This window comes from Ruegeria sp. YTSC004 (assembly GCF_059609805.1).
Window position 1 is genome coordinate 215435 of record NZ_JBXWMJ010000007.1, and the last position, 13197, is coordinate 228631.

Below are 13197 nucleotides of genomic sequence, written 5' to 3' on the forward strand. Positions count from 1 at the left end.
TTTACATGGCGCGCCGCTTCGTCGATCTGTCAGTTCCGTTAGAAACCGGCATCGTGTCGGACCCGCCGATCATGTTACCCGAAATCGAATATCTGGCCCATGACCAGACCGCCGAACAAGTCATGTCCTTCTTTCCGGGCCTGCAGAAAGATGATCTGCCCGGCGGCGAGGGCTGGGCCATCGAACGCCTTCAGATCGCCACGCACAATGGCACCCATCTGGACGCGCCCTACCATCATCACTCGACCATGAACAAAGGCGAGCGCGCGATCACCATTGACGAGGTGCCGCTGGAATGGTGCATGAACCCCGGTGTGAAACTGGATTTTCGCCATTTCGACGATGGTTATGTGGCGACCGCCGCCGATGTCGAAGCTGAATTGAAACGGATTGGCCACGAATTGCAGCCGCTGGATATCGTCGTCGTGAATACCTCGGCTGGCACACGGTATGGGCATCGGGACTATCTGGCCAAAGGGTGCGGCATAGGGCGCGAGGCAACGCTGTACCTGACCAAACGCGGGGTTCGCGTGACAGGAACTGACGCCTGGAGCTGGGACGCACCGTTTCCATTGACCGCGCAGGAATATGCTGAAACGCAAGATGCATCGATTATTTGGGAAGGGCACCGGGCCTCGATGGAGGTTGGCTATTGTCACATGGAAAAACTGACGAACCTTGAAACCTTGCCGCCAACTGGGTTCGAGATTTCCTGTTTCCCGTTCAAGATCAAAGGGGCTTCAGCTGGATTCATCCGCGCGGTTGCGATCTTTGAGACCCAAGAAGGAGCACTTGATGCAACTGACGCCTGAAACGCTGGCCGGACATGACGGACCCTATGATGCCCCGCTTGTATTCCGCGGGTTCAAGGCGCGCCCCGAGTGGATCGATTATAATGGTCACATGAACGTGGGCTATTACGGCGTCGCCTTTGACAATGCGCTAGAGTTGTTGATGGTGGATCATCTTGGGCTGGGTGAGGCACAGGTCAATGCGATGGGGCAGGGGCCCTATATTTTGCAATCCCACATGAATTTCCTGCGCGAAGTACTGGAAGGTGAGGCCTTCAGCATCCGGTTTCGGATGCTGGACGCAGATCACAAACGCGGCCACTATTTCGCACAGATGGTGTCTGAAAAAGACGGTGATATCTGCGCCACTCAGGAAGCGTTGTTCATGAATGTCAGCCATACGACCGGCCGGTCGGTTCCCTATCCGGGCTGGGCCGTCGCGCGTCTTCAGAGCATGGTGAGGGATCATGCGGCGATCGACCCGGCCCCAGAGGTCGGACACCCGATCGGCATCCGCAGAAAGTGAACTGAGGCCTGCTTAGTAGTCGCGCGAAAAAAAGACCCCAACACCAGTCTCACCCCGTCCATCTACAGTGCCTTTCACAGTGAAACTGTCGGTAACGTCCAGGTTCAGGTTCACCTCGGTGTCGCCTTCTGTGTTGACGGTGAAATCGGTGTAGAGGTTGTCGCTCAGATACGCTCCGGCGCCGAGCCGGCCCGCGCCACCGTCGGACACGCCGATGTCCACGGTGTCGACGCCCGTAGACTCGCGCAGGCCTTTGGTCGCGTCTCCGCCAGCGCCGCTGAGTTGCGCCAGCGAGGCCGCCATCTGAGCGATTACGAACGGTGACAACTCTGAGAAGCGATTACCGAACAACAGCATTGCCAGCGCTTCCTCCGCCGGGCGCTCGGGGTCGGAAAAGACGTTGACCTCGGGCGAATCCAGTGGCCCGGCGATCTCGATCGTTGCGGTGCCGTCAGAGGTGCTGGTCGAGGATTCGAACTCGATATAGGGCGTCAGGTCCCCCTGCAGCGTAACAATGCCTTTGGTCAGTGCCAGTCTGCGGCCAAGAATGTCAAAATTACCACGGATCAGCTCGATCTGACCGGATGGAATGACCGAGGTAGTGGTGCCGCCGATGTGGATTTTTCCTCCCAGCTCTGCGTTGACACCACGCCCGCGGACAAACACGGCCTTGGGCGCCAAAAGACTGACGTCCAGCGCGATACGTGAAGCGCTTTTGCCTGCGCCTTCTTTTTCAACCAGACCAGCGCGCTCACGGGTGACATAGCCCGCCTGACTTTCGTTTACGTGCACGATGTCCGGAATGGGTGCCGCCCCCACGGCACCTGATGCAGCCGCGAGGTTGATATTGGTTTCGCCAAACGTGATCTGTCCAGCGATCGAGCTGTTACCCGCCAGCGCCCCGGTCATAGCAATTTGTCCGTTCAGCGTGGTTTCATACAGCAACTGATCGGTCAGTACGAGGCTGTTAAGGGCAGTCGTGATATTGGCATTGAATGGTGGCGTAAGGTCTACTGGCCCACTGACGGTAAAATTGCCGCCTGCCCGCGGTCCGCCACTCAGGGAAATAGTGGCCCGGCTGTTTGCAAGTTGGACCGATCCGCTGATGCCTGTGATCGTTTGTCCCGCTCCGGGAATTGCCAGCGACGTACCGGAAGTGGTGATCGAACCGGACAGGGATTCCAGCGCGGGTTTACCCGACAATGTCAGGTCATAACGGGCGCTGCCTTCGATCTTGTTGGGCGTGATAAAGATGTTGGCGATACCAAGATTGACGCCGCCGACTGCCTTCATGTCGGCTTCACCGGTGCTTTCGTCAAACGTTCCCGAGACGTTGCTTTTGATATCTGCGGGTCCGTCGGCCGTTGCGTCGATAGTCCAAACACCCTTGTTGCGCTTGGCGCTGCCATTGGCGGCTACGGTACCGGGAAAGTCAGGCAAAAAACGCTCAATCCGGTTGAATTTGGCGTCAAAGTCCAGATCCGCCGACCCATCGCTGTCAACCGTCCCGGCAAGCTTGGCGTATGAGCTGTCCGGGCCATTCAGGTTGACCGTACCTTCCACGCCCTTGGAGGTCGGGGCAACGTTTCCATCCAACGTCAGTGGACCGGACATCGTGTTCAACACCCGCGCCAGATCGTCCAATTTGACCGAGAAATCCAGCCCGCCCGCTTGACGGTCCAGCTTACCCGAAGCCGTTGCGGTGATGGCCGTTCCGTTCAGGCGGAACGTTTGAATGCTAAGGCCATCTTCCCCATTCTGGGCATCTACGGACAGGGTCGTCTGGCCCTGGATCAGCTTGTCCACGGCCTCAATGCCGGTCTGAATGTCGTTGGCATCGAGGTTGCCCTGAACATCGAATGCCCGGGTGGACAAGGTACCGTTGCCTTGCACGTTTGCAGCGACCGAACCCGCCAGATCACGCCCGGCCAAACCGGAAAACAGGGACAGGTTCGGCACGCTCAACTGCGCTTGGCCGTCTGCCGACAGATCACCGGTGGGATCGTCTACAATCGCCTGCACTTGCGCAGTGAGAGCGCGGCCATTCACCGAGGCGCTGCGGATGTGGATACTGTCTGCGGTTCTGGCGCCGTCCCATTCGATCTCGGTTCTGCCGGTCAGCAGAGGGTCGATATCGGCCATACCAGTCCTGATGTTCTGACCTATCACGCTGGCCGTGCCGTCAAATTCCAGCGTTTGCACCGTGCCTGTGCCGTTCACGGTCGTCTGTAGTGAACCGCCAAGGTCGCGTTTTACCAAGCCAGAAAAGACCGACAAATCCGATGCGTTGACCAGGGCCTGCCCATCAATGGTCAGGTTGCCGTCGGGCGTCGTCACAACACCGCTGGCCACGGCTTTGGCGGCCTCACTGTCCAGATCGAATTCACGGATAGTTATGCCGTCTGTGCCGCGGCTTGCGTCCAGAGTGATCGTGGTTTCGCCGGTGATCACCGGGTCGATATCATCACGGCCAGTAGACAAGTCGCGGCCCTGGACGACGACTTTGCCGTCAAAGCTGCGTTCCAGCGGTGAACCTTTTCCGGTCACGCTGGCCGACACCTGCCCAGCAAGATCCAGCTTGGCGAGGTCCGAAAAGCGCGACAGGTCTGTTGCGTCCAGCTTGGCCGTCCCGTCGACCGTCAAGCCGCTGGTCAAACCGGCAATCAGCGCGTCCAGCGCCAGAGTGTAGTCAGAGCCCACAAGCTCAAACCCAGACAGTTTCAGGGACTGGTCGCTGCTGTAGTCGAACTGGCCATCAAGCGTGATGCGATCGCCCAAAGCCGTGGTCAGCGCGTCATCGGCCATGTCTATTCCGCCGACCGCTATTTGAACGTCGCCGTCGACAGTCAGAACCTCGCCCTGATCCAGGGTGCCTTGTGCGGTGATCCGGGCATCACCCAGCCTGGCCTGCGGGGACGCGAATTCGTTGGCCGTCAGGCTCAGATCCCAAAGGTTTCCGTTCTGGCGGTCAAACAGTGCCGACACCTGCGCCGCCTTGATAGAGGTATCGCCCCCCGCGACCGGAAGAACGACGGCTTCGCCATCCGGCGGAGTGATGCGCCCTTGCAGGGCCGCCAGTTGCAATTCACCACCTTCGGCCAATTGAAGCTCACCCTTCAGATCCAGTGCCTGCGTGGTGAGTTCCAAATCCGAGATGTCCAGCGCGCCCTCGGGCTTGGTCTGGCCATCGACATAAAGCCGTGATTTTGGGCCGAAGAACGGATCAATGTCATCCCCCAGAAAGGGTGTCAGATCGCCGTTCAGATCAGCGGTGAACGCAATACTGTCCGCTGCGCCACCCTCGGCCGCCTGCAGCTGAACCTGCCCGGTAACGCGCATCTGGTTGTCGCTGCTCAGCCCGATATCGGCAGTGAAATCCGACAGCGGGCCCGCGCCCTTGGCTGTCAGGCCGATCGGTGGGCTGTCAGGGATCTTCAGCGCGGTTGAAATCAGACCGCCGGAGGCTTCGTTCACTTGCAAATCCAGATTGATCTCACTTGTTGAGTTCTGGAAACCAGCCGCCAGCTTGATCTCATCCCCTGCGCGGTCCAGTCGGATCACGTCCAGATTGGTGTCCAGCGCCCCATCTGCCAGCGACAGGTTGCCTGTCACGCTCAGATCAGCAGCGACACCGATCAGCGGCTCACCAAGAGACAGCTCATCCACCCGGATTTCACCGATTTCGACGGAAACTGGCAGTTCGGGCAGTTGAAACGGTTGCGTTTCCGCCGAAGCAGGTGGTTCTTCCTTGGTCGTTGTGCCCGGTGCACGGGCAATATCGATTTCCTGCGCGGTCAGAGAGTTGACCGAAAACCGGCCGCGGATCAGTGCCAAACGGTTCCAGTCAAGTTCGGCGTCCTTGATGGTCAGCCAAACACCTTCATCATCGGCAACTGTGATCTCTTCAATCGTCGCGCGCGCGCTCAACGCGCCTTGCAGGCCCTTAACGGTCACGTTTTGGTCGTCGCCGGAGAGCGTATCCTGCAGGAAGTTTTCCAGCATGCTGCCGCCTTCTTCCTGCGCGGCAAGTGGCAGAGGGGCAGACAGCATCAGCCCCGAAAACAATAACGGATATGCGCGACGTCCAATCAAAATGCCTGTCCGATCCCGATATAAAACTGCAAACCGTCGCCGGTGTCGCCCTGCACTGGAACGGCCAGATCCAGCCGCAAAGGACCAAAACCGCCCAGATCATACCGAACCCCAAGTCCGGCACCCGCGTGATATTCTGCGCCGCTGCCGATGAATGAGGATGTGTCAACGGTACCGTAGTCATAAAACCCGACCAGAGATATGGCTTCGGTGACTTTGCCGCGCACCTCCGCGGAAAGACCAAGGAAAGATTTGCCGCCTGCGATCCCAGTGCCGACAGGGATGCCAAGACTCTCGTAGGGTTGGCCCCGAACCGTTCCGGCACCGCCCGAGAAAAACAGGAAGTCTGGTGTTACACCGTCCGGCGACGGCCCGAGCACCGATCCCAGCTGTACGCGACCGGCCAGAACCAGCCGTCCGCCGGTGCCGAGGCTGGTATAGCCGCGTCCATCAAAAAACATGCGTATGCCGCTTTCGGTTTCGGACAGACCAGCAAAGGGCGTGATCTGCGCGTCCAGATAAAAGCCGCGCGTTGCGCTGACCTTACTGTCGCGCTCGTCCCATTCCGAACGCAAGGGAAGGATGAAATATCGGAACCTGCGGTCATCGCCATAGGCGTCGTCCGCGCTGGACCACTGAAACCCGGCTGAGGCTTCGGCATATAGGCGATCAGAGAACGTGCGCCGGGCACCGTAGGCCAGCGACGCAACGGTGACGTTGTAGTTTTCTGTGTTGCGCCGTTCCAGAAGCGCGTTCCAGAAAGTGTTGTCATCGGGACCAAGCCGGTCGGGCTGATCCAGACGCAAGCCGATCCGGCCGTCGATATCCTCGGCACCGCCGATATTACGGACTGCCGCCTCGAACCGCAGACGTTCGGCACGCCGGAATACGTTGCGGTGCGTCCAGGTCGCGGTCACGTCTACCCCGTCGCGCGAAGCGATCTCGGCGCCAAAGGTCAGTCGGCGCTTGGGTAAATCTTCAAACGTTGCGTCGAAATCCAATGTGCCGTCCGGGTTCGGAGTGTCCCTCTCTTCAATCGAAACAACGTTGAAGGTCCCGGTCCGCCGCAACCGTGTGCCGACCTTCTGGATTTTCTCGGGCGAATATACTTCGCCTGCCGGAAACCCGGCGATCTTTTCTATTGACCGGTGGCGCACATCGGTGTCGCCCTTGATGATCATTTTGCCAAATCTCAGGCGCGGGCCGGGGGTAAGGTCGATCTCGGCATCCAGCTTGGCCTCGGCATGGCGGGCAATGACTTTCTGGCCTTCGACTTCGGCCTTGGCATGACCCGCGTTGCGCCAACCCTGCACGCCAGCTGACGCGGCTTGTTGGATCGCGCCGGTGGTCGCGAGTTTGCCGACCGCAAACTCCTCGGGCAGAACTGATTCGGGCGTGATCGGTTGTACGATGGCTTCGCCAAAGGTGAACTTGGGGCCGGTGTTGACCGTGATTACCGCGCGATTGATCTGCGCCGGTACGCTGAGCGAGCTGATCTCAGCTGCTTCTTTTCCGTCCAGTTTGATGCTTACGACTGGGCTGAAATACCCTTCGTCATAAAGAATCTGGACGAGAGTGCGATAATCCGAAAGCGCGGCCGACAAGATCTCAAGCGGCGTGTCCAGCCCGCGGGATTCGGCTGTCGTAACCGAGGAGGTTTCCTCCATCCGCTCTACAAGTTCTTTCGAGGCACCCGGGGCCGTCAGGGTGGTTTCCAACGCGGCCAATGCGGTCGGCAGGGTCATTGCAATCGCGCCGAGAAGGCATCTCTTCAAAAAGGCGCGCGGCCTGCTCCCCGGCATCTGATAGCTCCAACTGCCCCAACTCGAAATCACATTTGCCGTTTTGTGCAAAGCAACGGCTGATTGTTTTCATGTTAGAGCATCAGAGTCCTTGCAGGAAAAGACTAAATCCTACGTCGCCTGAATTTTGCGGCCTGTGTGATTGATCGGTCTCGGGATCAGGAACCGGCGTTGCGGAACCAGCGGATGATTGCTTCTCGGTCCTCGGGCTCCATGTAGGTGACGTTTGCGGGGGGCATCGCATGGCTGACCCCCGCCTGCAGATAGATTTGCTGGGCGTTGCGGGCAATGTCGCCTTCAGTTTCCAGCAATACGCCCTTTGGCGCCCACAAAATGCCCTCCCACACCGGTTCGCGTGCGTGGCACATCGAACAGCGTCCAAGAACGACGTCATGGGCCTCTTCAAAGCCATCGGCGGCAGCATATTTCTGTTCAAACGGTGTCAGTGGCTGTGCTTCGGCCTCTTCCAGAGGTTTGTACATAGGGGCAGTAGACAACCACATTATTGCGATGAACAGCAACGCAGTGACCAGCCATGTCCAGGTTGGATCGCCTGCCCGAGCGTGGCGCGTGTTGAAGTAGTGTCGGATGGTCACGCCCATCAGGAAGACCAGAGCCGCGATGATCCAGTTGTATTCTGTCGCAAATGCCAGTGGGTAGTGGTTCGACAACATCAGGAACACGACCGGCAACGTCAGGTAGTTGTTATGCGTCGAGCGCAGCTTGGCGATTTTGCCGTACTTTGGGTCAGGTGTACGGCCGTTCTTCAGATCGTCTACCACGATGCGTTGGTTCGGCATGATGATGAAAAACACGTTGGCTGTCATGATCGTGGCCGTGAAGGCACCCAGATGCAGCATCATGGCGCGACCGGTGAAAACCTGATTGTACCCCCAGCCCATCACCACCAGTAGGACGAACAGCAGCACCATCAGCAGGGTCGGACGTTCGCCCAAACCCGATTTGCACAGGAAATCATAGATCAGCCAACCAACTGTCAGCGAGGCGGCCGAGATCAGAATGCCTTGCCACAGCGCCAGATCGGCTTTTTGTGCGTCGATCAGATAAAGCTCTCCGCCCACCCAGTACACGATCATCAGCAACCCGGCCCCGCTGAGCCAGGTCGCGTAGCTTTCCCATTTGAACCAAACCAGGTGTTCCGGCATCCGTTCGGGCGCGACCAGGTATTTCTGGATGTGGTAGAAACCGCCGCCATGAACCTGCCATTCCTCGCCATCTGCCGGGCCGGGGATGTCGCGGTTCAGACCAAGGTCCAGTGCGATGAAATAAAATGAGGATCCGATCCAGGCAATGGCGGTAATAACGTGCAGCCAGCGCACGGCAAATGCCATCCAGTCCCAGAAAACGGCGAAGTCGTACATGAGAAAGCTCTCCGATTGGTTGCCGTCACACTAGGCAAAGGGCACTTTCTTCGGTATTCCCTGATATTGTCAAACTGTATCAAAAAAAACGAAAAGATGTCCTATCTAGACAACATCCGCACCTTTGTCAGGGTTTACGACCTTGGCAGCATGTCCGCTGCCGGGCGAGACCTGCGAATCTCGCCTGCGGTGACGTCGGCGCGGATATCTCAGCTTGAAGATCATCTGGGCGTGCGTCTGTTTCAAAGAACAACGCGCAATCTCAGCCCGACAGAGCAGGGGCGGGCATTCTATCCCGGTGCCGTGGCTGTTTTGGATGCGGTGGACGATGCCGAAGCGCAGGTCGTCCATCTGACCGAAGCGCCGCGTGGATCGTTGTTCGTTGCCGCTCCGCTAGGGGTGGGGCGCAGGGTTTTGGCACCGCATGTGCCCGATTTTCTTGCAGAATACCCCGAGATCGATGTGCGCTTGCGGTTGACGGACAGATCCGTTGATCTGACGACCGAAGGTTTGGATCTTGCCTTTTTCATCGGCCAGCCTGAAGATAGTACTCTGCGTATTCGAAAGATCGCCGACTGCCAGCGCGTGCTTTGTGCCGCTCCTGCCTATGTTGAACGCAGGGGCATGCCTGCAACGGGCGCGGACCTGGTTTCCCAGCGCCATGAATGCCTGAACCTGAGGTTTCCCGGCGCGACCGAGTTTCAGTGGCAGTTGGAGACACCTGACGGTCCCAAGCGGTTCGCAGTTTCTGGCCGGTTCGAATGTGACGACGGTGACGTGCTGACTGACTGGGCGCTGTCGGGGCAGGGGATCGCGATGAAACCGGTTTTTGAAGTGGCCGAACACCTCAGTTCGGGGCGTCTGGTCCCCGTTGCGGTCGAAACGCCGCCGGTGCCTGTTCAAATGGCCTGCCTATACACACATCGCCGCCATCAGGACCCCAAGGCGCGTTTGTTCATGGATTTCATGATTGCGCGGATCGGCAAGGTCGTGCGTGGGTCGGAAACTGCTGACACATAAAGCTGCCGTTTAGCGGCAACCCCATCCCGCGGTTCAACTGCCCCGGTAGGTCGAATAGCCGTAAGGGGACAGCAGCAGAGGTACATGATAATGTGCCTCGGCATCAGACATGCCAAACCGGAGCGGCACCTGATCCAGAAACAGCGGGTCATCAGCAGCCTGACCCGATGCGCGCAGATAGTCTCCTGCGAAAAAAACCAGCTCGTAAGTGCCAGTTTTGAACGTGCCTTGTGGCAAGATCGGGCTGTCAGTGCGACCGTCCGAATTGGTCTCCATCTCGGCGATTTTGCGATGGGAGTTCCCCGACACCCGGTAGAGTGCGATTTTCAATCCTTCAGCCGGGCAGCCGCGTGCAGTGTCCAGAACATGGGTCGTCAGATAGCCAGCCACAGGTCTCTCCTTTGATTTGTCTTTTGCTTTGTCACAGTCTGACGCAAAGTTTGAAACAGTGGAAATGCCGAAAGAACCGGAAACAGCGTTCGGATTGATTTGATAATCATCGGTGTGTTTCTGGGGTAAGGCTATTCAAAAGATCAAGAATGGAAGATGCCATGCAGCCCCCTCGCTATCCTCGTGACATGATTGGCTACGGTGCCAACCCGCCAGACGCCCAATGGCCAGGCGGTGCAAAGCTGGCCGTTCAGATCGTGCTGAACTACGAAGAGGGCGGCGAGAACTGTGTTCTGCACGGCGATGCAGCGTCCGAGGCGTTTCTGTCCGAAATCGTGGGGGCCGCGCAATGGCCAGGCCAGCGCCATTGGAACATGGAGTCGATCTATGAGTACGGCGCGCGCGCCGGATTCTGGAGGTTGCACCGGTTGATGCAGGATCTGCCGATCACGGTCTACGGTGTCGCGACTGCTCTGGCCCGCTCGCCGGATCAGGTGGCCGCGATGAAGGCTGCGGGCTGGGAGATTGCCAGCCACGGCCTGAAATGGGTCGAACACAAAGACATGCCCGAAGACGAAGAGCGCGCACAGATTGCCGAGGCGATCCGCCTACATACCGAAGTTGTCGGGGAACGTCCGCGCGGTTGGTACACGGGGCGCTGTTCGGAAAACACCGCTCGTCTGGTGGCAGAAGAGGGTGGTTTTGCCTATGTGGCCGACACATATGCGGACGACTTGCCGTACTGGATGCAGACCGGTGGGCGGGATCAGTTGATCGTGCCCTATACACTGGATTGCAACGACATGCGCTTTGCCACGCCGCAAGGCTTCAACGCGGGTGACCAGTTCTATTCTTACCTCAAGGACAGCTTTGACGCACTTTACGCCGAGGGCGAGGGCGGAGCGCCCAAGATGCTGTCGATTGGCTTGCACTGCCGCCTGATCGGACGACCGGGCCGGGTGATGGCGTTGAAACGGTTTCTGGAATACGCGCGCGGCTTTTCCGATGTCTGGTTTGCAACACGGTTGCAGATCGCCGAGCACTGGGCCGAACACCATCCGGCGGTGCCGCATCCGAAACCTGCCCAGATGAATCGCGATGCGTTCGTGGCGGCGTATGGTGGCATCTTCGAGCATTCCGCCTGGATTGCCGAACGGGCGTATGAGTTGGAATTGGGGCCGGCGCATGACACGGCCGGAGGGCTGCACAGTGCATTGACCCGCATGTTCCGATCCGCCTCTGCGGACGAAAGGATGGGTGTCCTGACCGCGCACCCGGATCTGGCCGGAAAGCTGGCGCAGGCAAAGCGGCTGACGCAGGAAAGCACGTCCGAGCAGGCTTCGGCCGGGTTGGATGCTCTGACAGATGATGAGCGTGCGATGTTCACGGGCTTGAACCAGAAATACACCGAGAAATTCGGTTTTCCGTTTATCATCGCCGTGCGTGATCACGACAAAGCGTCCATCCTCCAGGCGTTTCAACGGCGGATCGATCAGGATAAAGACACCGAATTCGCAGAGGCTTGCCGTCAGGTCGAGCGGATCGCCGAATTCCGGTTGCAGGACATTTTACCCTCATGAGCGCGCAAGTCGGGACTGCGCCTTTGACGGCCAAGGCATTTGCCCCATTCGGTGATGTCATCGAAGTGACCGGTGATCCGGACAAGATCATCAATCAGGGGCAATGTGGTCGCTACCATGATCTGGCGCGACTGGATTTCACAGACGGGCGCGCCGGTATCAGCCTGTTCAACGCCAATCCGCGATCCTTGCCCTATCAACTGGATATGGTAGAGCGTCACCCCGAGGGTAGTCAGGCTTTCATCCCAATGACACATCAGCCTTTTCTGGTTGTCGTGGCCCCGGATGAGGACGGGCGGCCCGGACATCCGCAGGCATTTGTGACCAAGCCCGGACAGGGTGTGAACTATTTTCGCGGCACTTGGCATGGGGTGCTGACCCCATTGTACGGACCCGGCTTATTCGCTGTGATTGATCGGATTGGTGGGGGGGCTAATCTGGAGGAGTTCTGGTTTGACGCGCCGTTTGAGATAATAGGCGGATAGGGAACTCCCGCCCGGTCAATGCGCATCAAAGATGCTTGTGACCCGTTGGGCCAAGCAGCGCGCGGGCAAGCCCGCCCGCTGCGCCCGCGCAAATTCAGCCATCTGTCATAAGGCGGGCAACATCCAACATGCGTGCCGAAAATCCCCATTCGTTGTCATACCAGCCGAAAACACGGACCTGATGTTCACCGACCATACGTGTCTCGGGTCCTGCGATAACCAGTGACTCTGGGCGTGTACGCAGGTCTGACGAGACCAGAGGGTGATCTGTCCAACCCAGCACGGGCGATGTCTGGACGGCTGCGCGCAGTTCGGCTTCGAACAAGTCGGGTGACATTCCGCGATCCAGCGTCACCACCAGATCAATGGCGGATACACTGGCCGTCGGGACCCGAACAGCAGCGCCCGAGATGCGCCCGGCCAGATGCGGCATGACGTCGTCGATCAGGTGGGTGGCGCTGGATGTGGTGGGCACCATAGACAGCGCGCCGGCGCGCGAACGGGCCAGATCGCCGCGTGGTGCGTCCACCATTGGTTGGCTGTTCGTATAGCAGTGAATCGTTGTCATATGGGCTGACGCGATCCCGCCAATCTGATCCAACACTTTGACCAAGGGCGCAAGCCCGTTGGTTGTGCAAGACGCGTTGGACACGATGCGAGCGTTGCCCAACTGATCTTCGTTGGCCCCCAGAACGATTGTGATTTGGGTCGCGGGCGAGGGGCCAGAGATCAGCACCTTGCGAGCCCCGGCGGTCAGGCCCTGACTTGCCACATCCGAGGTACGGGCAACGCCGGTGCAATCCATCAGAACGTCGACACCGGCCAGATCGACATGTGCCAGATTGGGGCTGTGCGTCATGGGGATTGTGCGCCCATCGACGACGATCGCCGCGTCGCCCTGTTCTACTGTGCCGGGGTAGGGGCCAAAGGTGCTGTCATATTTGAACAGGTATGCGCAAGTCTCAAGCGGGGCGATGTCGTTGATCAGAACCAGCTCAATATCCGTGTCCTGCGGCAAAGCCAGCAGCTGCCGCAGGATTGTGCGGCCAATACGGCCGAATCCGTTGATTGCAAGTTTCATGCGCAAGCTATGGCAGCGCGCTGCCAATAGCTCAATGCCCGTTGTGAC

10 protein-coding genes are annotated in these 13197 nt (G+C 58.7%); 5 read left to right on the forward strand and 5 right to left on the reverse strand.

The features are described 5' to 3' along the window. Positions 1–5 precede the first annotated feature (5 nt). Positions 6–812, forward strand: coding sequence for a cyclase family protein (locus tag AC2FFP_RS14415; RefSeq protein ID WP_496699698.1), 807 nt, complete (start codon positions 6–8; stop codon positions 810–812). Further along, positions 796–1317, forward strand: coding sequence for a thioesterase family protein (locus AC2FFP_RS14420; protein WP_496881184.1), 522 nt, complete (start codon positions 796–798; stop codon positions 1315–1317). The genes AC2FFP_RS14415 and AC2FFP_RS14420 overlap by 17 nt, the downstream gene beginning before the upstream one ends. 12 nt (positions 1318–1329) lie before the next feature. Here the strand turns inward: AC2FFP_RS14420 and AC2FFP_RS14425 are convergent, their stop codons facing one another. The 3 genes from AC2FFP_RS14425 to AC2FFP_RS14435 form a co-directional block, all read right to left on the reverse strand. Further along, positions 1330–5367: a translocation/assembly module TamB domain-containing protein gene (locus tag AC2FFP_RS14425; protein ID WP_496881185.1), complete on the reverse strand. Its 4038-nt coding sequence runs from the start codon at positions 5365–5367 to the stop codon at positions 1330–1332. 38 nt (positions 5368–5405) lie between these two features. Continuing rightward, entirely contained in the window at positions 5406–7154 is a 1749-nt protein-coding gene (locus tag AC2FFP_RS14430) for an autotransporter assembly complex protein TamA (RefSeq protein WP_496881186.1), read from the reverse strand. A 215-nt stretch (positions 7155–7369) separates the two neighbouring features. After that, positions 7370–8593, reverse strand: a complete 1224-nt coding sequence (locus AC2FFP_RS14435) for a urate hydroxylase PuuD (RefSeq protein ID WP_113791601.1) — start codon at positions 8591–8593, stop codon at positions 7370–7372. Between the two features lie 96 nt (positions 8594–8689). Between AC2FFP_RS14435 and AC2FFP_RS14440 the strand changes: the two genes are divergently transcribed. After that, the gene (locus tag AC2FFP_RS14440; protein WP_496844483.1) at positions 8690–9613 is read left to right on the forward strand and encodes a LysR family transcriptional regulator; all 924 of its coding nucleotides are present in this window, start codon (positions 8690–8692) and stop codon (positions 9611–9613) included. 33 nt (positions 9614–9646) lie between these two features. On the opposite strand, the gene uraH is transcribed toward AC2FFP_RS14440, so the two are convergent. After that, positions 9647–10003, reverse strand: a complete 357-nt coding sequence (uraH, locus tag AC2FFP_RS14445; RefSeq protein ID WP_282170770.1) for a hydroxyisourate hydrolase — start codon at positions 10001–10003, stop codon at positions 9647–9649. A gap of 161 nt (positions 10004–10164) precedes the next feature. On the opposite strand from uraH, the gene puuE reads away from it, so the two are divergent. After that, on the forward strand, positions 10165–11583 hold the full coding sequence (puuE, locus tag AC2FFP_RS14450) for an allantoinase PuuE (protein WP_496779531.1): 1419 nt from the start codon (positions 10165–10167) through the stop codon (positions 11581–11583). Further along, positions 11580–12068, forward strand: a complete 489-nt coding sequence (locus tag AC2FFP_RS14455) for an ureidoglycolate lyase (protein WP_496881187.1) — start codon at positions 11580–11582, stop codon at positions 12066–12068. Before puuE ends, AC2FFP_RS14455 begins: the two co-directional genes overlap by 4 nt. A gap of 94 nt (positions 12069–12162) precedes the next feature. Here the strand turns inward: AC2FFP_RS14455 and AC2FFP_RS14460 are convergent, their stop codons facing one another. Further along, complete coding sequence (locus tag AC2FFP_RS14460) at positions 12163–13149, reverse strand: type I glyceraldehyde-3-phosphate dehydrogenase (protein WP_496881188.1); 987 nt, start codon at positions 13147–13149, stop codon at positions 12163–12165. Positions 13150–13197 lie beyond the last annotated feature (48 nt).

Bases quoted from the DNA above. Each gene is read 5' to 3' on its own strand.
- AC2FFP_RS14415 (WP_496699698.1), top strand. From the start codon at position 6: ATGGCGCGCCGCTTCGTCGATCTGTCAGTTCCGTTAGAAACCGGCATC.
- AC2FFP_RS14420 (WP_496881184.1), top strand. From the start codon at position 796: ATGCAACTGACGCCTGAAACGCTGGCCGGACATGACGGACCCTATGAT.
- AC2FFP_RS14425 (WP_496881185.1), bottom strand. From the start codon at position 5,367: ATGCTGTCTGCCCCTCTGCCACTTGCCGCGCAGGAAGAAGGCGGCAGC.
- AC2FFP_RS14430 (WP_496881186.1), bottom strand. From the start codon at position 7,154: ATGACCCTGCCGACCGCATTGGCCGCGTTGGAAACCACCCTGACGGCC.
- AC2FFP_RS14435 (WP_113791601.1), bottom strand. From the start codon at position 8,593: ATGTACGACTTCGCCGTTTTCTGGGACTGGATGGCATTTGCCGTGCGC.
- AC2FFP_RS14440 (WP_496844483.1), top strand. From the start codon at position 8,690: ATGTCCTATCTAGACAACATCCGCACCTTTGTCAGGGTTTACGACCTT.
- puuE (WP_496779531.1), top strand. From the start codon at position 10,165: ATGCAGCCCCCTCGCTATCCTCGTGACATGATTGGCTACGGTGCCAAC.
- AC2FFP_RS14455 (WP_496881187.1), top strand. From the start codon at position 11,580: ATGAGCGCGCAAGTCGGGACTGCGCCTTTGACGGCCAAGGCATTTGCC.
- AC2FFP_RS14460 (WP_496881188.1), bottom strand. From the start codon at position 13,149: ATGAAACTTGCAATCAACGGATTCGGCCGTATTGGCCGCACAATCCTG.